Raw genomic sequence first — 23,304 nt, forward strand, 5'->3', positions numbered from 1 at the left:
CTGCTTTTCTTTAAAAAAACAGATACAAGAGCCACAAAACTTAAAATATAATTCGATTAAACTGAGCTTTATATTATTTTGTTGAAGCAATTAATTATTAGAGCATGCAACAAGATGTATCTCATAACTTTTTACTGTTGACATAAAAAAGGCTTGTGAAGCCGTGTTTCACAAGCCTTTTTTTTGATTATTGAATTATTGCTTAACTATTCAATGCATCAGCATAAGCCATATCGAATGTAGGAATATGATGATCCAGCCATCCTTTCACCATTTGACCGACTTCCTCCGTAACATCTGCCTCGCCGGCATGAAATTTTGTTTGCAGCCCGGCGCAAATGCTGACTAAAGCGTCATGCTCGGCTTTGTGAGCCGTATAACCATTAAAATCTTTTGCCTGCATTTCCCTCTCTTCATGTGCGAAATGCTCGACAACATAAGAAATCAGGTCATCCAACTGATTTCCTACAGCAGAACGTTCTGCCCCGCCGGTTGCCAGATCATACAACTTATTCAGCTTATCAAATAACGTTTTGTGTTCGTCATCGGCGAATCCTACATTAGTACCAAATTGACTAGCAGTCCAAGTAATTAAAGCCATATACGTTCTCCTCAATAATTTTTATAATAACCGCACAAAAATTATAGTTTTTACACCTGTCCAAATGTTGACCTAGATCAATTTTTATTCAGATCACCCGATATATTCGCTGACAGCTCATCAAAATCAGCCCGGGCAGAATACGGCAATACGCCTAACAAAGGCGCATCCAGAGCAGCTTTGACAGCTAGAATGGTTTCCTCCCGGTTCAACAGATCAGGATCGGAGCATGTAGCGATCCAGCCCACACAAGAAAGATTTGACCAGCGGACGGCCCGATCGGTTAATTTCGCCTGATTAATGCAGCCCAGCTTGATAGCCACCACGATAATAACTGGCAGGTTCAGTGCTTTTGCCAGATCGGAGACATCCTCCGTGGCATTAATTGGCGACAGCCAGCCGCCCGCCCCCTCAACCAGAACGATATCGGCCAATTCTTTGAGGCGATTAAAGCTGCCAACGATTTTATCCAGTTGCACCGGATTATCGGCGCCGGCGATATGGGGCGAAACAGGGGCTTCATAGGCATAGGGATTGATCAGCTCATAATCAACGGGCAATGAAGCATTCTCCTGAATCAACAACGCGTCTTCGTTTTTCAGGATGCGGTTAGTTAACAGACAGCCCGATGCGACCGGTTTCATGCCGACCACGGATTGGCCCTGCTTTTTGAAGTAGCGCATCAGCGCAATAGTAGTCCAGGTTTTTCCGACATTAGTATCGGTGCCGGTAATGAAATAGCCTTTTTTCATGCGATTATGCCCGTGCGGTAATCATGATAACCTCGAAGGAGGCAGGAATCCGTCCGCCGTTTCTAAACGCTTCATAAGCCGCAATCATGCCCTGCATCTGCGCTTTGGTCGTGATCCTTCTGTTTCGCCCCGCAGTCACGTTATGCGCGCCGATATGCTTCAGTTCCTTCATCAAGTCCTGGACGGAGTCATAAGTCGGCCTATGCAGTTGACTTTCCGCCCTTATCCGATGAAAGCCGGCTCGTTCAAGAAAACAACCGTGCTGTTCTTGGCTGAAAAACTCGTTAACATGGCTATAATCGTCAACTTCCGCCCAGGCGCTTTTCAGTTCCCGCAAAGTACGCGGCCCAAATGTCGAAAAAATCAGCTGACACCCGGGCTTTAGAATGCGCCTGATGTCATTGAAAACAAGCTCCAGATCCTCACACCATTGCAGAGCCAGATTCGAGAACACATGATCAACGGCATGATCCGCAACCGGTAACGCTTCCGCGTCGGCACATAAATACCAGACATTGCCGGCATCGGCCAGCTTCCCGCGCGTGATTTGCAGCATAGGCAGCGCGAGGTCCAGCGCCAGCATATGTTTAGCGCCCGGCCATGATAATAACTCCGCGGTTAGAAAACCGGTGCCGCAACCGATATCCAGCACAGTACCGGCCAGCCTGTCCGTTTCGATACGACCAAGCAAGTCCCTGCCAACTGTGCGCTGTAATTCGGCGACAGCATCGTAGGACGCACAGGCCGCTGAAAAAGATTGTCTGATTTTGCTTTTTTCTAACACGAAACCAGCGCTCATCTCTGCTCCAGAAAACGGGCGATAACCGCCAGAACTTCCTGCTGATGCGATAAAAACGGCACGTGCCCGGCCTGATCGAGAATGTTGACTTCGCAACCGGCATTCAACTGCGGCAGCTGTTGCCCGACAGAAACGGGAATCAATTTATCCCTGCCGCCCAATATGACCGATACCGGGCACTTCAGTCTGGACAAGGACGGGCGCAAATCCGACTGTTTCAAGATATTCAGGCCATCCAGCAATGTCTGCCGATCCGGCACATCATACTCGGATACGGCTTCTTTCAGATCTTTCAATACTGTTTTACAGTCCACCAAGCCCTTCACCTGTAGCGCCAGAAAACGTGACAAAGTTGCCTGACAGTTGGCCTTTAAGCCATCGATGAATGCATCCAGCTGATAAGCCTCCATGCCCGGCCAGGTTTCCGCTTGCACGAATAGCGGATTACCCGCCAGCAATACCAGCGAATCAACGCGCTCAGGGAAGTGCTCGGCAATATCAAGCACAACCGTAGCGCCCAAGGACCAGCCCAGCCAGCAGCAAGGCCGGTCGGGCAACGATTCCACTAATGCCGCGCTGATTTGTTCCAGTGCAAACGGCGTGATTTTTTCACTGCGCCCATGCCCCGGCAAATCGATGCAGGTAACCTGACAATGCCGAGCCAAAGCCTTGGCAAAATCGCGCCAGACGCCGGAATGCATGGCCCAGCCATGCACCAGGACAACCGGCTGGCCCTGACCGAAGGTTTCGCAATGGAGTCTTGTCATAAATGCAGTTGATCAAGCGCTGTTAGCAGGCGGTCGACATGCTGCGTTTCATGTTGCGCTGACATGGTTACGCGCAGTCTGGCACTGCCTTGCGGCACGGTAGGCGGGCGTATCGCGCTGACCAGCAAGCCTTCGTTGAGCAAGGCATTACTAATATCTATCGCGCGTTGACTGTCGCCGATCATAATGGGCTGAATGGCCGAGGACGACGGCAGCAACTGCAAACCGAGCTGTTGCGCGCCCTGCCTGAAGCGCTCGGACAGCATTTTCAGCTTATCCCGGCGCCAGTTTTCGGCTAAGACGATTTTTAAGCTGGCCCGGGTCGCTTCGGCCACGGCGGCCGGTAACGCCGTGGTATAGATATAAGTACGGGCTTTCTGGATCAGCATTTCAATCAAGGTCTCGGAACCGGCCACAAAGGCGCCGAACGTACCGAAGGCCTTGCCCAGCGTGCCCATCAGTATCGGCACATCGTCCTGACCCAGGCCATGGTGATCGATAATGCCCCGCCCCTGCGCGCCGATCACGCCCAAGCCATGCGCATCGTCGACCATCAGCCAGGCTTCATGGCGTTTGGCTGCTGCCGACAACGCCTGCAACGGCGCGAAATCGCCGTCCATGCTGAAGACGCCGTCCGTTACGATCAGTTTGCGCCCCGTCGCGGTTTCGAGATGGCTGATCAGATGTCGGGTATCGGCATGGGCATAGCGTTTGAACCGGGCGCCGGACAAAAGGCCGCCATCAATCAAGGAGGCATGGTTCAATCGGTCTTCAATCACCGTATCACCGCGGCCGGCCAGGACCGAGATAACGCCCATGTTCGCCATATAACCGGTCGAAAAGAGCAATGCCCGGTCGCGACCGGTAAAGGCCGCCAGTTCTTCTTCCAGGGCATGATGCGCGGCGCTGTGCCCACAGATCAGATGCGCCGAGCCGCTGCCGACGCCATAACGGTCGGCGCCCGCTTTAAACGCCTGAACGACAGCCGGATGGTTGGCCAATCCCAGGTAGTCGTTGCTGCAGAAATTCAACACCTTCCTGCCGTCGATCTGTAGATGGATGCCTTGAGGCGATTCGGCGATACGCCGCGAACGGTACAATCCCTGCGCGGCGATGGCTTCGAGGCCGCCGGCCAAGGTCAACGATGCGCCTGTCATTATGCGTAGCTGGAACCGCCAGAACGCAGGCCCAGACGCTCGAACAGCCGGAGATCATGATTAGTCATCGGATTGTCGGTCGTCAGTAATTTGTCGCCGTAAAAGATCGAATTGGCGCCGGCCAGGAAACACAAGGCTTGCATTTCATCGCTCATGTTGTTGCGGCCTGCTGACAGCCGCACGCGCGACCCGGGCATCATGATGCGCGCCACGGCGATGGTTCTGATGAACACAAGCGGATCCAGCGCCTCGGTGCCCATCAGCGGCGTTCCCTCGACCTGCACCAGCATGTTGATCGGTACGCTTTCGGGATGCTTGGGCAAATTGGCCAGCTCGATCAACAGTTTGGAGCGGTCGACATCGCTTTCACCCATGCCGACGATGCCGCCGCAACAGACGTTGATGCCGGCATCCCTGACGCGCGCCAGGGTATCCAGCCGGTCCTGATAAGTGCGTGTCGTGATGACTTCCGAATAATAATCTTCCGAGGTATCCAGATTGTGGTTGTAGTAATCGAGTCCGCCCTCCTTCAGCCGCGCCGTCTGTTCATCGGTCAGCATGCCCAGTGTGACGCAGGTTTCCATGCCCAGCGCCTTAACGCCCTGCACCATTTCGACGACGCGCTCGATGTCCCGGTCTTTCGGCTGACGCCAGGCCGCGCCCATGCAAAAACGCGAGGCACCCTGGTCTCTGGCTTGCCGGGCGGCTTTCAAAACGGCGTCGACCGGCATCAGCGCCTCGGGCGTCAAATCTGAATCGTAGCGCGCGCTCTGCGGGCAATAACCGCAATCTTCCGAACAGGAGCCGGTCTTGATGCTTAGCAAACTGCTCACCTGAATTTCGTTTGGATCGAAATGCTCTCTATGAATGGCTTGCGCTTTAAAAACCAAATCATTGAACGGCAACGCATAAAGCGCCTGAACCTCATCCAGCCGCCAGTCATGGCGGATAGAGCTCGACTGCTGAATCGGGTTTATTGCAGGGTTTGCAGACATTCTGTTAATCTCCGGCTACGGTATTTATTATTAAGGAAGACAACCATGCTACTTGTCAACCTGTCCAAATGAAAATAGGTTACAACTGGATCGATATTATACAGGATTACCTGCTTCCGCCTACCTGCATCTTGTGCGGAAACACAGGATTTGCCTCGCGCGACCTCTGCTATGCTTGCTATATCCATTTACTCAGAAACAATCCGTGCTGTTACCGCTGCGGCGAATCTTTCGAAATAGAGACTGAGATGCCATGCGGCCGCTGCCAAAACCAGACTCCCGCCTATGACCGGACTTATGCGCCATTCACGCATCAAGGCGCCATGCGGCACTTGATAACATCGCTGAAATTCCATGCCCAATACAAGAATGCGCGCCTGCTCGGCCAATTACTGGCCGAGCATGTCAAGACAACGGCGGAAATGCCGGATCGCATTATGCCCGTGCCGCTGCATAAAGCCCGTTACCGCCAGCGGGGATTCAACCAGTCGCTGGAAATCGCCAGAACCGTCGCCCGTGAATTACAGTTGCCTCTCGATCTTGAGTCATGCCGGAGGCATCGCAATACACCGCATCAAACCGACCTGCCGGCCAAACAGCGGCGTAAGAATCTGAAAAACGCCTTTTCACTGGTGAAACCGATTCAAGAGGGTCATATCGCCATTATCGATGATGTCATGACGACCGGCTCAACCGTCAATGAACTCGCCACCTTGTTGAAAAAAGCCGGAGTCGGCCGGGTTGATGTCTGGGCGTGCGCCAGAGCTTGATATGCGTTATCTCAAGCTACCGCACTATTTGAGCGATGGCCTGATCGAGCATTTTAGACAGTCTGGCTTTCGCCCCCTGATTCCGGCGAACAAAGGCCTTGGCCTTTGCCACGAGCGATGCGCCGTAAGCGGCATCCTTGTATAGTTGATAAACGGTTTTGACAATCTCATCCTTATCTTGACATTGTATGGCCGCATCATGCGCCAGCATCCCTCCGGCAATCTCCTTGAAATTGGCTATAAAAGGACCGAACAAAGCCGGCACGCCGATCGCGGCAGGCTCCAGCATATTATGGCCACCCACCGGCACCATGCTGCCGCCGACAAACACGACATCGGCGGCAGCGTACAGCATTTTCAATTCGCCCATCGTATCGGCCAGATAAACATCCGTATCCTGGCGACAGTCATCACCGGATGTGCGCGTCACTACGGCCAATCGTTGCTGTTCGCACAGCTTCCTGACCTCGCCGAACCGCTCGGGATGCCTCGGCACCAGGACCAGCAGCAACTCAGGAATTTGCGGCTTTATCTGTTTGTAACTATCGAGAAATATCGCTTCCTCATCCTTATGTGTACTGGCTATTAACCAGATGTACCGGCGCTTGAACAAATCCTGTTTTAACTGCCGCCCCCGCCCTATCGTTTCATCGCCAATTTCAACATCAAACTTGATATTTCCTGCGACAGTCACTCGCTGTTTTTCGGCGCCAATCGCGATAAATCTGTCCGCATCATCCTGTGTTTGCGCGGCGATCAATTTAACCTGCGCCAAGGCCGGACGCACCAGTGAGGGGATTTTTTGATACCCGCGCGCCGATTTTTCCGACAATCGGGCATTGATCAAATAAAGAGGAATACCGTTTCCGCCGCAGCAGGCGAACAGATTGGGCCAGATTTCCGTTTCCACGATAACGGCGATAACCGGTTTAAAACAGCGCATAAAACGGCTGACGGCGCCGGGCGTGTCGTACGGCAAATAAACATGCTCAACGGATTCCTGCAGTACCGCCTTAACGCGTGCGGACCCGGTAGGTGTCGTAGTCGTGATTAACAGCCGCGCATCAGGATGTAGGTTCTGTATCTGACGGATCAGTGGAAACAATGCCTCGGCCTCACCGACTGAAACGGCATGAAACCAGATGACGCCTGGCGCATAGGGTTTAGTATAGTAGGCTAGTCTTTCGCGCCATCGACAGCGGTAAGCCGGCGCTTTGATGCTCCGCCAGAGCAGGCGGCACAGTATGAAGGGGATAAGCAGATAAAAAAGGGCGGAATAAAAAGCACGCATGTTAAGAAGACACAAGGTTCAAGGCACAAGATTGAAAAGCCGTCGCTTTACCTGTTGCCTTGTCCCTTTTGCCTTTAACTATTATGCTTCAGCCGCAACCTTGACAGGTATCGTTACGACAACATCCGTATGCAGGTTGATGTCGATATCGTATTCGCCAACCTGACGAATCGCGCCTGTCGGCATACGTACTTCGTGCTTTTCAATGGCAACACCTGCCGCTGTGATCGCATCAGCGATATTGTGCGTACCGATAGAACCGAACAGCTTGCCTTCATCTCCTGCTTTATGCGTGATGACAACTTCGAGTTTGCTCAATGCATTCGCACGTGCTTGAGCGGCGCTCAGTTTCTCGGCGGCAATTTTTTCAAGCTCCGCGCGACGCGCCTCGAATTCAGCAATTTTTTTAGCCGTTGCAACAACAGCCTTGCCTTGTGGAACCAGATAGTTTCTGCCATAGCCTGGTTTAATCGTGACCTTATCGCCCAGGTTACCCAAGTTTGCTATCTTTTCAAGAAGAATAACTTCCATCTTTTAATACCTCACCTTTCGGTTTTAGCTAATTATTTTTGCGCCGTCAGGCGTTAGTTTGATTTGAAATTTTGTTTCGCAAGTTCAGCCATGCATCAATTAAACCCACCAAAGCTACAGGCAACATGGCATGGGGTATCAAAAACAATGTCAGATAAAACATCGGCACCATATAGCGGCCGAGTTTCATCGAAGCAAAAACCGCATGCATTACGGCCGTTCCGATACAGGTGTATAACACAAACAGCAAGATGGTCATATTCCAGGCAACTTCGGAGAGCACTCCGGAACTGGCCCACGCAACGACCACGACAGCGACACTGCCTATTGCCAGCCGGGGCTTCGTGTTCAACGACAAAAACTCTTGCTTGAAACCGCCGGGGTTATAAAGCACCGACTGCCACCATCGCCCCAGGAACAGGCCAAACAGCAAACCGAATACGGTTCCTGCCGCCACCACGCCGGTCATATAATGAGACAGAACATCCAAAGTGCGCTGAATTTCGTCAACAGGCGCATTGGGCGGCACCATCTGCGAAAGAACCTCTTTCCACATGACGGCGGGCTCTGCCTCATAGAGGTAAAAGCCAACAACCCCAAGCATGCCCAGCAGCACCGCGAATTCAACCGCCAGGGATAAATGGCGGCCTTCTCTCAATATAATCGAAATCAACCAGACAGGCAGCCACAGCATCATGCTATAAAGCAAGGCAAACTGGTAGCTGCCTAGCAGGAAGAGGCCTAATAGTGAGGCCGCCGCACTTGAGCAGACTAAAACATATAAGCCTTCAAAAGCACCCCGCCTTAACGTAACGAGCGCAACAGAGGCTGAACTTACTATACTTACCGGTGGTATGATCAGTGACAACAATGCGAGACTGGAAGCCACTATCATGGCTTGCAGCCGGCCTCGCATAATATAAGCTGCTAGAAATCTCACTGATTACCCCGGCCTGGTAGTGATTATTTGTGAGCGTCGCAGAAAGGCAGTAAGGCAATAAAACGCGCACGTTTGATTGCCACGCCTAACTGTCTTTGATATTTAGCGCTGGTACCTGTAATACGGCTAGGAACAATCTTGCCGGTTTCGGTAATATAATCGCTTAATAGATCCAGATCCTTATAATCAATCTGTGTACCGCCTTCCGCGCTGAATCTGCAGAATTTTTTGCGTCTTACGTTGCGTGCCATAGTAATCTCGTATCCAAGTGTTAAAAGTTTTATTCAGAAGCGGCTTCGTCAATATCGAAGCTCTCATCGGCATCGTCCAGGCTATCTTCCGCACCGGTGTCTGCTGCCGCTTCTTTGGCCGCCGCATCTTTGGCTCTGGATTCAGCCGCTTTATTTTCCTCGGCTGTCGCTGTGGCGATCGGAGAAGGTTCGGTAATCGCTTCTTTTTGCAATAAAGTCATGCTACGCAAGATAGCGTCGTTGAACCGGAAGCCGCTTTCCAGTTCTTCCAGTGTAGCTTGATCGCACTCGACATTCATTAACACATAATGTGCTTTATGAATTTTGTTAATAGGATAAGCCAGGTGTCTGCGCCCCCAGTCTTCCAAACGATGGATTTTACCGGATGCCGTTTCGATAGTTGATCTGTAACGATCGATCATCGCCGGAACCTGAGAACTTTGGTCGGGATGGACTAAAAAGACAATTTCATAATGCCGCATAATTTTTCCTTTCGGTTTTAAGCCTTCCACCCCCGTTTAGCTCAAGGATGGTAAAGCAAGGAGAGGCTGAATGCCCCAAAGAACCGACTATTATAGGGGCTTTTTCGTATATTGGAAAGCCTGCATGCCAAAACTGCTTTGCGAAAACAATATTCGACCATCCGCCATTACTTAATCAGCCTTAGTTTTAACGAGTAAAATTTGTAGGGCAGTCATAGAGTGCGAATACCCTCAAGCCACCAGTACCCATAGGGCATAAATGAATTCGCACCTACAATTTACCCATCATAATTAAATTGACTGAGTACTAGGCATAGAGGCTGAGCAAACCATTGCTGACAGCCGCCCGACCGCTGGCGAGCTCCTCCGCCGCATCAGCCGCAATGGGTACGGAGCCATGTGTCCTGGCATCGGCTGTTTGAGCGAAACGATGAGATTGCTCCTGGCCAGAGGAAAAATTCTGTGCGACATTGACATCGGCCAGATTGAGCTGCTGTGCGCTCATCATGTCTCTTAACTTGGGAATAGCGGCTTCAAGCGCCTCCCTTACCACCGCATTCTGAGCGGTAAAAGCGACCGACGCCTGATCCTGATTAACATCGACCCGGACAGAAACCGGCCCTAATTGCTGAGGATTCAGCTTGATTTCCGCTGCCGTTATTGCCTTATTGCTCATCCAGATGATCCGCTCCCCGAGCTCCTGATGCCAATCCGGATGCGCGATGGGCTTGGTAATGGCCGGCATATCGATTTTATTATCCATTACCTGCTTAAGATCCGCCGTAACCCGAGGCAGGGTTTTCTCTCCATCTACTACAGGAAGCTGCCCCTCGCTTTGCATCGACTTTTCCGCTTTACCCTCTTTGCCAGGAGAACTTAATTCGCTGCCCGGCTCCCGCAGGAGAGTCTGCCCCAGAACCTCTTCCTGTTGGCCAAAATCAGCGGACACTGCATCCTCGCCCGAAGCCTGCGACTGACCTGCTTCAGGCATCGCCTTTGTCAAACCGGGAATCGTCTTCTCTTGACTGGCTGCCGCGCGTGCCAGCTCATTGCCGGTGGTTTCCGGTGCGGACAGCATGGCAACAGGCGAAGCGTCGACAGCCGTCAATAACGCGTCACTTCCCCGGACATCACCAACCTGATCGTTAAATTGATCGTCGCTGGCCGGCTCCGTATGCCTGTGAGCAGCCGTCTGTTCGGGAACCATCACGATAACAGCCGCATTTTGACCCGCATGTCCCATGACCGTTTCAATTTTATCGTCGATCTGCGCCCTCTCCAACTCGCCATCCTCCAACTCGGGCGCCACCATGCCCTGCGCAGCCTCGCCTTTGGCAACATACTTTAGTATATCCTTTAAAGTAACCAGCACGGCTTCAAGATCCTCACTGGCATTTATTTCCGAGGCCGCCGGCAAGTCCTTGCCGAATAAAGCGGCAAGCTCTTGCGCATCAGCCTTATCGAGCGGCAAGCCGGTAAGGCGCGCATTGATATTTTCGAGCCCGCCAGCCTCCTGCGGGGACTTAGGCAAACTGTAGCCTTTGGATTCGATCAGCATTTCAATCCGCGCCATCAAGGTGTCTGCAAAGCCTTCGGGCATCGCGCCATCCGCCGCTAAAGACGGCGACGCTTCTTTAGCGACCCCCTGAACCGGCAAAGAGGGAAATCTCGCGCTGTCTACATTCATATCAATTCTCCTAAAATCCTGAAGGTCTATTAAGCATTTTTCGCGCCACCCGAACTGCTTTGGAAAAATCTCGATGCCCACTCGTCCTGCGCGACCTGCTCAAGTTTGCCGGCCTGCCTGGTCTCAGTCTGCAAAGCGGAATCACAAACCTTGCGCAGGCTATTGGTTTGCTGATGCGCGCTTTCCCAAACCTTTCTTTTGGCCGCCAGGTCGGCATCCATGGCCCGCATCGCCTGTTCCTGCCCCGCTATGGCCTTATCCAGCTTTTCAATAAACGACCTAAATTCCAACAATTGCGCAACCTTGACGCCGCCTCCGCCGAGCCGGTCAAACCGCTCCTGGTATTCCTGCCGGTACTGCTTCAAATTATCCAGCTGCGCCTGCAATTCGGCCTTTTTCCGCTGCACCGCCCCTAAGACTTCCAGGGAATTTTTTTCCTGGGACGCCTTAATCTCGACGATCGTTTGAATACGCTGTGACCTTTTCACTTATGCGCCTCACTCATTTTTGATGCCCAGTAAAATTTGCAAATCGCTGAGACTCCGGCTCATGTCGACAGGCTCATTCATGTCTTGCTGCAGGAACGCCAAAATCGCGGCATTTTTCTCGATGGCTTTATCGATTCTAGGATCAGCGCCGCGCTGATAAGCGCCGACACTGATCAAGTCGCGGTTTTGTTGATAAAGAGAATAGAGTCTGCGCACTTCTCGCGCCATCTGCAGATGCGCCTCATCAACAATATCGGGCATGACGCGACTGACCGAGGCTTCGATATCGATCGCCGGAAAATGCCCGGCTTCCGCCAGGTTTCTGGACAGGACAATATGCCCGTCCAGGACGCCGCGGGCCGAATCGGCGATAGGGTCATTCGTGTCATCGCCCTCAGCCAATACCGTATAGAATGCCGTTATGGACCCGCCGCCTTCATCGGCATTACCGGCCCGTTCCGCCAGATGCGGCAGTTTGGCGAAGATGGATGGAGGATAGCCCTTGGTAGCGGGCGGCTCGCCTATCGCCAGGGCGATTTCCCGGTGGGCCTGCGCAAACCGCGTCAATGAGTCCATCAGCAGCAGCACATCCAGCCCCTGATCGCGGAAATATTCGGCAATACTGGTAGCCAGAAGCGCACCATGCACACGCATCAACGGCGGGTCATCCGCCGGCGTCGCGACGACAACGGCTCTGTTCAGACCGTCCTCGCCCAGGATTTTCTGCACAAACTCATTAACTTCTCGACCTCGCTCGCCGATCAGGCCGACGACCACGATATCGGCGGTCGTAAACTTGGTCATCATGCCCAACAGAATACTCTTGCCGACGCCGGTCCCGGCAAACAAGCCCATGCGCTGCCCACGCCCCACGCACAGCATTGAATTGATCGCCCTGACGCCGACATCGAGCGGCTCGCGAATCGGCTTTCTCGATAACGGATTAATCGGCGTTCCGGTCAGCGAAATCTGCTCATCGGCTTTAAGCGACCCCTTGCCGTCGAGCGGCCTGCCGGAACCATCCAGAACCCGCCCGAGCAAACCGAACCCCACCTTGGCCAGACTGCCCTTGCCCATCGGAATCACGCGGCAATCAGGCTCGAGCCCATGCAGTTCTCCGGTCGCCATCAAAAACACCCGCGCACCGGCAAAACCGACCACTTCGGCTTCAATAATCCTGCCGCTTTTGGTTTCGATCTGGCAGCGGGAGCCGATGGCGGCCCGGCATCCAATCGCCTCCAGCGTCAACCCGACCATGCGCGACAGCTTGCCCTCAACAATCAGCTCAGGCGCTTCCTGCAACCTTTCGGCATAAGGTTTCAACCGGGCCAGCCAGATTCGAGACCGATCGACATCAGGAATCACGGATTTTTACCCTCCGCTTCGCCTAAAGCGTCTGCTTTTGGTGCTCCACCGCCTTCATCCATGCCGTCGCCGGCGTCTGCTTCCTGCGCCCTAGAGGGGATACTCTCCGCCTCCCTGCAGTCTTGCGCTCGTTCACCGCCGAACAAATTCGCTATCACGGCAGCCAAACGGTTTTCTATCGTGGCGTCAATATGCGAAACCTCGGTATCGACTTTACAGCCGCCGCGCGTAATCAGCGGATCCTCGATAATGCGCCAAGGCGGCGACATCTCATCCAGCGACAATGCGGAACGCACCAACTCGGCATCGTCCGGATGCAGATGCAAGCTGATTTTTTGCGAGGCCAATGGCAGCACCCTGACCGCCTCCTTGACCGCGGCAACCACTTGCCCCGCGTCCATTTTGATTTCGCGTCGGATAATTTGCGTGGCGATGCTTATAGCGAGCCTGACCAGCTCTTTTTCAACTTCTTCATCCAGCGCTTTGAACGGCTCGCTCAGGGATTCAAGAAGACTGGCAAACATGGCCCCCTGTTCACGCAGCAAGTGCGCATTTTCCTCGTAGCCTTTTTTCGCGCCGTCTTCGAAGCCCTGCCGGAACCCTTCCTTATTGCCTTGAGCAAACGCCTCGTCATAGGCCTGCTTTTGCATCAATTCAATTTCCTCAACCGTCAAAACCGGCGTCGGCTCTTCATCGATATCGACGGGCTCCGATATTGCCACCGTCTCGGCACCAGACACATCGGGCACGTCCCATAATTTCAGCAGCGCCAGTTCGGAGGAGGAAAAGCCGTTCGATTTAGATGAGCACATCGCCGCCGCCGCCAAAATTAATCTCGCCCGAATCAGCCAGCTTTCTGGCAATCGCCAGAACATCCTTCTGCGCCATCTCCACTTCACTCAATTTGGTAGGCGGTGCGGCCTCCAGGTCATCCCGCAGCATCTCAGCCGCCCGCCTGGACATACTGCCGAATATTTTATTCTTAAGCCCGTCGCTGACGCCGCGCAACGCCAGCAGCAACTGATCGGTTGAAACTTCCCGCAACAGTTTTTCCATCCCCCGGTTATCCAACGAAAGCAGATCTTCAAAGACAAACATCTTATCTTGTATTTTTTGCGCCAGTTCGGCCTTGCTTTCGGCTATTTCCTCCAGCAGCACATCACTGACCGCCCCTTCCATAAGATTTAAAATATTGGCGGCCGTGTTAATGCCGCCGATGGATGAGGATTTGATATTCTCGCCGCCCGTCAACTGCTTTTCCATAATGTCATCCAGTTCCCGCAACGCGGATGGCTGCACCCCTTCTATGGAAGCAATTCTCATCAGCAGATCGGAGCGCATGTTTTCAGGCAGGAACATCATGATATCGGCCGCCTGGTCACTGTCCAGCAAGGATAAAATGATCGCGACGATCTGCGGATGCTCGGAACGCACCAAATCGGCGATGGCGCGCGTATCCATCCATTTCAATTGCTCGATGCCCTTGCTCCTGCCGCCGAGCAAAATCCGGTCGATAATGCTGCTGGCTTTGTCGGCGCCCAAGGCATTGGTCAATACATTGCGAATATATTCCTCCGAATCAATGCCCAGTGCCGTCTGGTTTCTCACCGCGACAATAAACTCCTCCAGCACCACATCGACCATTTCCGGCGAAATGCTGCCCAAAGTCGCCATCGTCGAACCTATGAGCTGCACCTCCCTCGGCCCCATATGCCTCAACACGGCCGTGGCTCTTTCCTGACCCAGCGCAAATAATAACAATGCGCCACGCTCGGTCCGCGTCAAATCTATATCGTTAGCCATCTCTAACCCATGATTTAATGACTTGCGCGACTAGTTTCGGATCTTCATCGACCAGCCTTTGCACATATTCCAGACGTTTCTCGTAGCTCTGAGGGGCCGACAAGAGCAGCAGGTCGTCCATTTCCATCGGCTGCGGAGCCGCGTATTGCTCGGCCGGCACCGCCACAGGCACGCCGTCTTTGTTGTCATTAGCCGCTCCGCTCTCCGCTTCTGTCGCCGCATCGGCTTTTTTCTCTTCGGCCTCGCGCCCGACCAGACTGCGGAAAGTGGGCCTTAATACACCCAAAAACAGCAATACCAGCGCCAATACCGCCGCCACCTGTTTTATCAGGTCGAGAAACCAGGCCCGTTCCCAAACCGGGGCCTCGGGCAAGGCCTCCATTTCCTCCGCCCCCCTGAATGCGACATTGGTGACAGTCACCTGATCGCCGCGGCTGTTGTCGAAACCGACAGCCTGCCTGACCAGGTCGCTGAAGCGATTGATATCTTCCTGGGCGTAAGGCTGGGTTTTTATCGTCCCGTCCGCCTGGGTTATATGCCGGTCATCGACAACGACGGCGACGGACAAACGGCGCAATATGCCGGTGGCCAGACGCGTATGCGTGATGGTTTTATCGAGTTCGAAATTTCGGGTGGCGGTTTTTGTCGCTGAACCGGATGCTTTTGCCGGGTTCGCGGCAGAATTCTGCCCGGCTGCCGTTTCCGGCGCGATACCGGCGGGCGTGGGCTGGTTGGACAAGGCGCCGGGAATGCCTTGCACGGCGGACAAAGTACTTTGCTCTTCGGATGTCTGCTCGCTTCTTAAGGCCGGCAAGTCGGGATTGAACATTTCCTGCGTTCTGTCCGTCTCGGTAAAATCTATATCGGCTGAAATCTGCGTGCGCATGCCGTCCCGGCCGACCAGGGGCGATAAAATATTGCTGATGCGCTCCATCAGGTGCTCTTCAATATTTTTCTTGTATTCAAACTGCCTGGAGGTCAGATAAACCTCCGATGCCGAATCCCTGCTATTGAGCAACTGTCCTCTTTGATCGACCACGGTGACCTGCTCGGCTTCCAGTTGAGGAACACTGGAGGCGACCAAATGAATTATCGATTCGACTTGCCCCTTATCCAGTGACCGGCCCTGATATAAGTGCACCAGGACCGAGGCGCTGGGCTTCTTGCGCTCCCGCACAAACACCGACTGCTGGGGCAAGGCTAACAGCACCCGGGCCGATTTCACGTTCTGGATCGCCATGATGGTCTGCGCGATCTCGCCTTCCAGAGCCCGCCGGAAGCGCATCATTTCAACATTTTTACTGGTACCGAAGCCCTGATCCTTGTCCAGCAGGTCATAACCCAGGCTTTTACTGCGGGGTAATCCCTGAGCGGCCAGTTTAAGCTTCAGCTCACGCACTTCGTCGGCCGGCACCATGATCGCGCCGGAACGAGTGTCGACTTTATATTTGACGCCTTGCGTATCGAGGACTTCAAGAATGTCGGCGGCATCCTTGTCGCCGATTTCGGCAAACAGCAGGCCATAGGAAGGCTCCTGCGACCATAGCACAACGGCAACCGCGATGGCGACACTGAGCGCCAACCCGAGCATCAAGCCGATTTGACGGGGCATGGTCAGTTCGGACAGCCCTCTAAGCGCGGGATGAACCTCGCTCTTGGCCGCCAACGCTTGCCCGCTTCCGGCCTCAACCAGGTCCTTGCCGTTTTGTTCACTCATGTGCTAGTAACAATCCCTGATCTACATCGGCATGTTCATGACATCTTGATAGGCTTCAACCAGTTTATTTCTGACTTGCAGCATGGCCTGGAATGAAACGCTCGCCTTTTGGGATGCCACCATCACCTCGGCCAGACTGACATTGGCATCGCCTGTCTCAAACGCTTCCGCCATTTTGCCGGCCATTTGCTGGGTGTCGTTGACAGAATCGATGGACTGTTTCAACAAGGCGGCGAAATCGCTAGTGCCGGCGTCGGCTTCCCGCGCTTTAGAGCCGGCCTCAAGCGACATGGCGCGCATCTGGGCCAGCACCTGGTTTACATTCATCTCACTCATGGATTTTCCCTCTTAATTTTCATCTACCAGATGCTTCATGCATAATTAATGCCATTAGTTTAGCATGGAATAATGATGCCTGATTCTTTCATTCTGGCCATTTTATACCTGAGGGTCCTGGGGCTGATTCCGAGCTTTTCGGCGGTGGTTTTACGGCTGCCGTTTTCCATCTGCAAGGTCTGCAAAATAATGTTTTCCTCGACCGAGCGCACGCCCTCCCCCAAACCGGCAAATTCCTGATTTTGATCTTTAGGATCAATCACTTTAAGTAGACGTTCCGGGGTATGACCTGGCATTTTCTCCGTCATTGAGCCGATATCCTCAAATACCAGATCCTCTGCGGCAATCGTATCGTCTGTGCGTAAAATCAGCGCCCGCTGGACAATATTGTCGAGTTCCCTGACATTGCCCGGCCAAGCGTAGCCGAGCATTTTTTCGACGGCCTGATGGTTAAATTCGGGCAATTTTTTGCCTTGCCGGCCATGCCGGCGCACCAATTCCCTGGCCAGCGGCAAAATATCGCCCGGTCTGTCGCGTAGAGGCGGAATCGTGATGGGGAATACATTGAGCCGGTAATACAAATCCTCTCGAAAACGCCCCTGTTCCAGCTGTTCCTTGAGCTTCAGATTGGTAGCCGCCAAAATTCTGACGTTCAGCCGGATCTTTTTATGGCTGCCCAGGCGCTCGACCTCTTTCTCCTGCAGCACCCGCAACAGCTTCGCCTGCAGATTCAAATCCATTTCCGCAATTTCATCCAGCAACAAGGTGCCGTCCTGCGCCTGTTCGAATTTTCCGGGCATGGCCTGGACGGCGCCCGTGAAAGCGCCTTTCTCATAACCGAACAGCATCGCTTCCAGCATGTTTTCGGGGATGGCGGCACAATTGACCGCTATAAAAGGACCTCGATGATAAGTGGAATTTTGATGAATATATCGGGCAATGACTTCCTTGCCGGTACCGCTTTCGCCCTGCAACAGCACCGTCACATCGGTTCTGGCAACCTTGGCGGTCAGGGCGTAGAGCTTTTTCATGCTATGGTCCTGAACCACCCTGCCATGGCTTACCGCATTCACTTCATCGGCACTTGCACCTATAAAATCGGCCACCTTGCCGACCAGCGCATCGGCCTCGAAAGGCTTGATCAAATAATCGCAGGCGCCCGCCTGCAAAGCCTCCACGGCTTTAGGAACCGTACCATAAGCCGTCATCAACAGTACCGGCGTTTCCGGATGCTTATTGCGCATGTTTTTCAGCAGCAAAAAACCATCCATAACCGGCATCTGCACATCGCTGACGACCAACTTAAACTGGTCGCGTTCCAGCTTGCCCAGCGCTTCCGTGCCATTGCCGGCGGCGCTGACCCGATACCCTTCTATTTCCAGCGTGTCGCAGAGCGCTTCGCACAGCGCCAGATCATCCTCAACGATAAGCACATCGTACTGTTTCATGCTACATCTCTCTGATTGTGATTCTTACCGGAAAAACCGCCCGGCAATGGCTTAAACTGCTGCCCGAGGCAAGGCAAGGTTAAGGCAAAGACCGTGCCCCTGCCGAGCGTCGAGATGCACTCACATTGGCCGCCGTGAGCCCTGACCACGCTATCAACGACAGCCAGACCCAAACCGGTGCCGCTGGTCTTGGTCGAGAAAAAAGGCTCAAAAATCCGTTGGCATAACTCCGGCGCCATGCCGGGGCCATCATCCTCGATAACAAACCGGACATTGTCATCAAATTGACTCACGCGAATCTGTATATCGCCGCCCCGGCCGATCGCATCGACGGCATTATTCAGTATATTCATCAGCGCGCCGCGCAGGGCATCCTGGTTGCCGAGCATGACATCATCCTCGGCATCATTGATGATCCGCCAGGTGATACCGCATTGGCCGGCATAGTCTTTTAAAGCTTCGCTAAGATGATCAAGCAAGCCTGACAGGAAAAAGCTTTCCATCGCCAGGCGCCCGTCCTTGGCGAAAATCAGCATATCGTTAACCTGTCTTTCCAGATACTGCAGGCGCTCCAGGATTTTCCGGGAAAACCGCTGCCGCTTGTCATGATTCAAGGCCGGATTGGCCATCTGCGAGGCATATAAAATGGCCGTCGCGAGCGGGGTTCTGACCTGATGCGCCATGCTGGCGACCATCTCGCCCATTGACGACAATTGCTTTTGCTGATTCAACAAGGCCTGCAAAGCCTGCATTTCACTGACATCGGACAATAAAATAATCTGCCCTGTGTCATTTTCCAGCTGACGGCAGGTCATGTTGACGCGTTTGCCGTTTAACAGCCGACGTTCATGCGGATTATCGGAAACAGTTATCATGCTACGGGCGACCACTTCCGACCAGGGCAGTTCCCTTAGCGGCTCGCCCAAAAAATCGACCGCCATCTCATTGCAGTCGACAATTTTGCCCGTGACATCGAGCACGATAACGCCCGCCGGCAGCGCGGCCAGTATTTTCTCCAGCCGGTTGGCCAGCTTCTCTTTTTCTTCAAGCGTTTTAAGACGCTCGCTACGCGCGGCGGCCAATTCGCAGTGCAATTTGGCGACCTGCTCTTCCAGCCCCTGATAAGAAATGGACAAATTCTGCGAGAGCTCATTGAACATGCGGAACGCATCGGTGAGCTGTTCTGTTTTATTTGCTTTCTGAGCCTTGCTTGTGTTCATGATTGAAGCGCCTGGTTTTTCATGTGAATCAAAGAAAGCAACAATCAGGCCACTAATAATTTATATTTGTTTTCAATTAGTTAAACATGGCGTCGAAAATTTGACTCGCTAGCGCTGCACATCGTACTTGCGCAATTTTTCCACCAAGGTCGTACGGCGCATATTCAGGCGCTTGGCTGCATGGGCGACGACGCCGTTGCATTCCACCAGTGCTTGCCGTATCAGATCGCCTTCCAGCACATTCAGATATTCTTTCAAATCAATACCCTGCTCCGGCAGATGCGCCAGGGACGCCGGCAACGCATCAGACTGTTCATCCATTTCCATTACCCCGGAGGACCGGTCCAGGTCTTCCGCATTAGCCGCCGGCGTATCGACGATCATTTCCTCCGGGACAGGATAGTGCTGGAATTTTTCCGGCAAATCGGCCACATCCACCAAGCCTTTCGGATAAATAATCGCCAACCGTTCAATCAGATTGGCCAATTCCCTGACATTGCCGGGCCAGGTATGTTGCATTAAAACCGCCAGTGCCGCATTGGTCAGCTGTACCGACCCACGGTTAGCCGCCTCCAGTCGGGCGATAAGATCCTGCACCAGCAGCGGAATATCGCCGGCGCGCTCCCGTAAAGCGGGCACTTCAATCGGAAACACATTCAAGCGGTAAAATAAATCTTCCCGGAACCGATTCGATTTAATCTCTTCTTCAAGGGATCGGTGGGTTGCTGCAATTACCCTGACATCACAGTAGATGGTTTTATTGCTGCCGACGCGCTCAAACGTACGCTCCTGCAATACGCGTAGCAGCTTGACCTGCATGGCCGTCGGCATGTCGCCGATCTCGTCGAGAAACAGCGTGCCGCCTTCCGCCATTTCAAACCGCCCTTGCCGGGCATTCAAGGCACCGGTAAAAGCGCCTTTTTCATGGCCGAATAACTCGCTTTCCAACAATTCGCCTGGAATCGCTCCGCAATTGATCGGCACGAATGGTTTTGATTTCCGGCAAGAGGCATCATGCAAAGCCCGGGCAATCACTTCCTTGCCCGTTCCTGACTCGCCGAGAATCAACACTGTCGCGTCGGATTCGGCCACCTGTGCTATGGATTTACGAATATTGACAATGGCCTGGCTATTACCTTGCAGTCGTTCGATCGCCGATGAACGCCGCTCATAAACCCTGCGCTCCTGGAAATTGACGGGATTGCCCTGGCGCTGACCGTAAGCCGCTGACAGTTTATCGATTGTCGGCTTCAGGCCGGGATAGGCCACTGGCCATTCCTGCACCTGAAACACCCGGTTGTTGATGGCTGTCGGCACTCGCAAGGCCGCCCCCTTGTCGATCAACAAAATCACGGGGATATTATCGGTGAGCTCTACTATTTCCTTGATCACCAGCGCCTGTTTGTCGATACCGTCACCGACAAAAATCCCGAAAACCGGCTCAATCTGACCGATCACTGCCGCATAATTTGATGAACCGGCTGTTTCCACCTGGTATTCCATAAACTGAAGAATAATCTCAAATTGCTGGGATCTTGTTTTATTATCATCAATTAACAAAATACGCGGCAAAGCCATATTCCTATACTCATCATTCAAATATTAATCTGCAATTAAAACGTGGCTTCAAAAAGCGGCCATGATCAAAGAATCAGTTATCCTTAATCTCTAAGGTATTAAATATAATCCAACTTGGTTTTTTAGCTACTCGATAAAGTTAAGCATCGAATCGAGCCGCTGTCAAAATACTCTTTTTTTCAAAATGTTCTATAACTTTTTTAAAGTAATTCAAAGACAAATAACAGCTTACGCTCCACATTCAAGCTTGACAAAAATTTCCCATTGTAGACACTAGAGCTGTTTCCACTACTCTAGAGTCCTCATTCCTTTGAACGACATACCCCTTGGTATGCTATTTGGCATACTTGCATTAATGCTTATTCTTTCGGCTTTTTTTTCCGGTTCCGAAACGTCTCTTATGACCTTGAACCGTTATCGTTTAAAGCATCTGGTTAAGCTCAAACATTCCGGGGCAATAAAAGCCCATCACTTACTGCAGCGGCCCGATCAGTTAATCAGCCTGATTTTACTGGGCAATAATTTCGTCAATGTCATCGCCTCCTCATTAACGACAGTCATTGCCATTCGGCTCTTTGGCGAAAGCGAGTCCAGCATTGCCATTGCCGCCGGAATTTTGACGATCGTCATTCTTATTTTTTCCGAGGTCACGCCGAAGACGCTGGCGGCGGTCAAGCCTGAGATACTGGCCTTCCCCGCAGCCTGGATCTTTGTCCCCTTGCTGAAGCTCTTTTATCCGATTGTATGGATCGTTAACCTGATTACCGGGCTGTTGCTGCGTCTGGTCGGCATTAACATCAAAAAAAACAACCACGACCTGCTTAACAAGGAAGAATTGAAAAGCATCGTGACCGAAGCGGAAAGTTTAATGCCTTCGCGCTATCAGAAAATGCTGCTGGGCATTCTTGATCTTGAGTCGGCGACGGTTGAAGACATCATGACGCCGCGCAATGAAATTGTCGGTATCGATCTTGAGTCACCGATTGAAGACATCATTACACAAATCAAGACCAGTCCGCATACCCGACTGCCTGTTTATAAAAAAAGCATCGACCGGGTCATCGGCTTCATGCATTTAAGAAAAGTCCTCATGCTGGTCAATAATGAGGATTTTGACAAGCAAACCCTTATCAATCTGTTGACGAAACCCTCCTTCATTCCCGAAAGCACGCCTGTGCACCAGCAGATTCACCGGTTTAAGACCGAGAAAATACGCATCGGCCTGGTGGTCGACGAATACGGTGACGTGGAAGGCCTTGTTACCCTGGACGATTTGCTGCAGGAAATAGTGGGCGAACTGATCACCGACGATGTAACCGTCAGAGAGCAAAGCGACGGCAGTTTTCTGGTGGACGCCAACATTACCGTACGGGAATTGAACCGCGTCACGCAATGGTCTTTGCCGACAGAAGGCCCGAAAACACTGAACGGGCTTATCATTGAATTCATGGAGACCATCCCGGAGCCCGGGACCAGCATAAAATTGCACGGCTACCCTCTGGAAATCATAAAACGCGACCAGAATACCGTTAAATTGGTTAAGTTTCTGCCGCAAAAATAGCAACTTATACCAATGCCGATCACCTCTGTTAAAAACTTGCGTTTTTTTGGCTAAGTAAAATATTCCGTCTATAATTAAAATCCATTCAAAGATTAATTTACGACAGCAATGGCAAGACTCACTGTTTTTTTTAAAGATAAAGCAATCCATTCAGCGCTTTTTGAAAACGGCATCGTGCATATCGGACGCGATGAAACCAACGACTTGACCATCGACAGCCTTGCGGTTGCTCCGGCTCATGCCGCTCTTGTTATTCGCGATACTGACTGCATTATCAAGCAGTTGAATGATGACTTTCCGTTAATCGTCAATCATGAAAAAGTCAAGGAATGTCATCTCAGCAATAATGACACGATCTCAATCGGCAAGCATGACATCATCTACAATACGACGGAATCGACCGAACAACTCCGGCATTCCGGCAGTTCGACCAACAAAGTGAATCGCGAAGAAGACAGCGCCTACACCCCGATCCCTGCCGCCAACCTGCAGATCATGGACGGCCAGAATATAGGCAAGATCCTGCCCCTGAAAAAAACAATGACGCGCCTGGGCAATAGCGGCAGCGGCATGATCGTTATCGCCAAAAGAAAGGACGGCTATTTTATTTCCGCATTGGAAAACAATGGCCCCATCACCGTCAATAACCAGCCTTTGGACGATAATTCACTCAAGCTGAACAATAATGACGTAATCGTTATTGACAATACCGCCCTGCAGTTTTTTCTGGCTTGATAAAAAACCGCCGCCAACCGCCGCAATATC

24 protein-coding genes are annotated in these 23,304 nt (G+C 52.4%); 3 read left to right on the top strand and 21 right to left on the bottom strand.

The genetic code is table 11. From position 1 onward, the window contains the following. Nucleotides 1-202: 202 nt before the first annotated feature. The 6 genes from EK22_RS11050 to bioB all read right to left on the bottom strand — a co-directional run bounded on the left by EK22_RS11050 (nt 203) and on the right by bioB (nt 5,071). Nucleotides 203-601 carry a bacteriohemerythrin gene (locus EK22_RS11050; protein WP_020159773.1) on the bottom strand — a complete coding sequence of 133 codons (399 nt, stop codon included), beginning with the start codon at nt 599-601 and terminating at the stop codon, nt 203-205. A gap of 77 nt (nt 602-678) precedes the next feature. Then, the gene (gene bioD, locus EK22_RS11055; protein WP_036250925.1) at nt 679-1,353 is read right to left on the bottom strand and encodes a dethiobiotin synthase; all 675 of its coding nucleotides are present in this window, start codon (nt 1,351-1,353) and stop codon (nt 679-681) included. Nucleotides 1,354-1,357: 4 nt separating this feature from the next. Then, on the bottom strand, nt 1,358-2,152 hold the full coding sequence (gene bioC / locus EK22_RS11060; protein WP_036250928.1) for a malonyl-ACP O-methyltransferase BioC: 795 nt from the start codon (nt 2,150-2,152) through the stop codon (nt 1,358-1,360). Then, nucleotides 2,149-2,919 carry a pimeloyl-ACP methyl ester esterase BioH gene (bioH, locus tag EK22_RS11065; RefSeq protein ID WP_036250930.1) on the bottom strand — a complete coding sequence of 257 codons (771 nt, stop codon included), beginning with the start codon at nt 2,917-2,919 and terminating at the stop codon, nt 2,149-2,151. The genes bioC and bioH overlap by 4 nt, the downstream gene beginning before the upstream one ends. Continuing rightward, the gene (gene bioF / locus EK22_RS11070; RefSeq protein ID WP_036250932.1) at nt 2,916-4,076 is read right to left on the bottom strand and encodes an 8-amino-7-oxononanoate synthase; all 1,161 of its coding nucleotides are present in this window, start codon (nt 4,074-4,076) and stop codon (nt 2,916-2,918) included. Before bioF ends, bioH begins: the two co-directional genes overlap by 4 nt. After that, nucleotides 4,076-5,071 (bottom strand): biotin synthase BioB, encoded by a 996-nt coding sequence (gene bioB, locus EK22_RS11075; RefSeq protein WP_020159768.1) that lies wholly within the window; start codon nt 5,069-5,071, stop codon nt 4,076-4,078. The genes bioF and bioB overlap by 1 nt, the downstream gene beginning before the upstream one ends. A gap of 68 nt (nt 5,072-5,139) precedes the next feature. On the opposite strand from bioB, the gene EK22_RS11080 reads away from it, so the two are divergent. Beyond that, complete coding sequence (locus tag EK22_RS11080) at nt 5,140-5,841, top strand: ComF family protein (protein WP_036250935.1); 702 nt, start codon at nt 5,140-5,142, stop codon at nt 5,839-5,841. A gap of 16 nt (nt 5,842-5,857) precedes the next feature. On the opposite strand, the gene waaA is transcribed toward EK22_RS11080, so the two are convergent. From waaA to EK22_RS11155, 15 genes are all read right to left on the bottom strand, one after another. Beyond that, nucleotides 5,858-7,132, bottom strand: coding sequence for a lipid IV(A) 3-deoxy-D-manno-octulosonic acid transferase (gene waaA / locus EK22_RS11085; protein WP_020159766.1), 1,275 nt, complete (start codon nt 7,130-7,132; stop codon nt 5,858-5,860). An 81-nt stretch (nt 7,133-7,213) separates the two neighbouring features. Then, nucleotides 7,214-7,663: a 50S ribosomal protein L9 gene (gene rplI, locus EK22_RS11090; protein ID WP_020159765.1), complete on the bottom strand. Its 450-nt coding sequence runs from the start codon at nt 7,661-7,663 to the stop codon at nt 7,214-7,216. 46 nt (nt 7,664-7,709) lie between these two features. After that, complete coding sequence (locus EK22_RS11095) at nt 7,710-8,558, bottom strand: YybS family protein (protein ID WP_081917856.1); 849 nt, start codon at nt 8,556-8,558, stop codon at nt 7,710-7,712. 68 nt (nt 8,559-8,626) lie between these two features. Continuing rightward, nucleotides 8,627-8,854 carry a 30S ribosomal protein S18 gene (gene rpsR, locus EK22_RS11100; protein WP_020159763.1) on the bottom strand — a complete coding sequence of 76 codons (228 nt, stop codon included), beginning with the start codon at nt 8,852-8,854 and terminating at the stop codon, nt 8,627-8,629. Nucleotides 8,855-8,883: 29 nt separating this feature from the next. Beyond that, the gene (rpsF, locus tag EK22_RS11105) at nt 8,884-9,336 is read right to left on the bottom strand and encodes a 30S ribosomal protein S6 (RefSeq protein ID WP_020159762.1); all 453 of its coding nucleotides are present in this window, start codon (nt 9,334-9,336) and stop codon (nt 8,884-8,886) included. A gap of 307 nt (nt 9,337-9,643) precedes the next feature. After that, nucleotides 9,644-11,023: a flagellar hook-length control protein FliK gene (locus EK22_RS23180; RefSeq protein ID WP_051961856.1), complete on the bottom strand. Its 1,380-nt coding sequence runs from the start codon at nt 11,021-11,023 to the stop codon at nt 9,644-9,646. 29 nt (nt 11,024-11,052) lie between these two features. Then, nucleotides 11,053-11,511 carry a flagellar export protein FliJ gene (fliJ, locus tag EK22_RS11115; RefSeq protein ID WP_036250938.1) on the bottom strand — a complete coding sequence of 153 codons (459 nt, stop codon included), beginning with the start codon at nt 11,509-11,511 and terminating at the stop codon, nt 11,053-11,055. Nucleotides 11,512-11,520: 9 nt separating this feature from the next. Then, nucleotides 11,521-12,876 carry a flagellar protein export ATPase FliI gene (gene fliI / locus EK22_RS11120; RefSeq protein ID WP_036250940.1) on the bottom strand — a complete coding sequence of 452 codons (1,356 nt, stop codon included), beginning with the start codon at nt 12,874-12,876 and terminating at the stop codon, nt 11,521-11,523. Further along, a complete protein-coding gene (locus EK22_RS11125) occupies nt 12,873-13,688 on the bottom strand; it encodes a flagellar assembly protein FliH (protein WP_036250942.1) in 816 nt (271 codons plus the stop codon). The genes fliI and EK22_RS11125 overlap by 4 nt, the downstream gene beginning before the upstream one ends. After that, nucleotides 13,675-14,679 carry a flagellar motor switch protein FliG gene (gene fliG / locus EK22_RS11130; protein ID WP_020159757.1) on the bottom strand — a complete coding sequence of 335 codons (1,005 nt, stop codon included), beginning with the start codon at nt 14,677-14,679 and terminating at the stop codon, nt 13,675-13,677. Before fliG ends, EK22_RS11125 begins: the two co-directional genes overlap by 14 nt. Then, complete coding sequence (gene fliF / locus EK22_RS11135) at nt 14,672-16,396, bottom strand: flagellar basal-body MS-ring/collar protein FliF (protein WP_020159756.1); 1,725 nt, start codon at nt 16,394-16,396, stop codon at nt 14,672-14,674. Before fliF ends, fliG begins: the two co-directional genes overlap by 8 nt. Nucleotides 16,397-16,417: 21 nt before the next feature. Continuing rightward, a complete protein-coding gene (gene fliE / locus EK22_RS11140; protein WP_020159755.1) occupies nt 16,418-16,732 on the bottom strand; it encodes a flagellar hook-basal body complex protein FliE in 315 nt (104 codons plus the stop codon). Nucleotides 16,733-16,791: 59 nt separating this feature from the next. Then, nucleotides 16,792-18,180 carry a sigma-54-dependent transcriptional regulator gene (locus tag EK22_RS11145; protein ID WP_036250945.1) on the bottom strand — a complete coding sequence of 463 codons (1,389 nt, stop codon included), beginning with the start codon at nt 18,178-18,180 and terminating at the stop codon, nt 16,792-16,794. Next, a complete protein-coding gene (locus EK22_RS11150) occupies nt 18,177-19,400 on the bottom strand; it encodes a sensor histidine kinase (RefSeq protein WP_036250948.1) in 1,224 nt (407 codons plus the stop codon). Before EK22_RS11150 ends, EK22_RS11145 begins: the two co-directional genes overlap by 4 nt. Before the next feature lie 108 nt (nt 19,401-19,508). After that, complete coding sequence (locus tag EK22_RS11155; protein WP_036250950.1) at nt 19,509-20,978, bottom strand: sigma-54 dependent transcriptional regulator; 1,470 nt, start codon at nt 20,976-20,978, stop codon at nt 19,509-19,511. A 310-nt stretch (nt 20,979-21,288) separates the two neighbouring features. Here EK22_RS11155 and EK22_RS11160 point away from each other — a divergent pair, with 310 nt between their 5' ends. Then, on the top strand, nt 21,289-22,539 hold the full coding sequence (locus tag EK22_RS11160; protein ID WP_036250952.1) for an HlyC/CorC family transporter: 1,251 nt from the start codon (nt 21,289-21,291) through the stop codon (nt 22,537-22,539). 108 nt (nt 22,540-22,647) lie between these two features. Further along, nucleotides 22,648-23,274 carry an FHA domain-containing protein gene (locus EK22_RS11165; RefSeq protein ID WP_020159750.1) on the top strand — a complete coding sequence of 209 codons (627 nt, stop codon included), beginning with the start codon at nt 22,648-22,650 and terminating at the stop codon, nt 23,272-23,274. The last annotated feature ends 30 nt before the right edge of the window (nt 23,275-23,304 follow it).

This window comes from Methylobacter sp. BBA5.1 (assembly GCF_000746145.1).
Classification (GTDB): Bacteria; Pseudomonadota; Gammaproteobacteria; order Methylococcales; family Methylomonadaceae; genus Methylobacter; species Methylobacter marinus.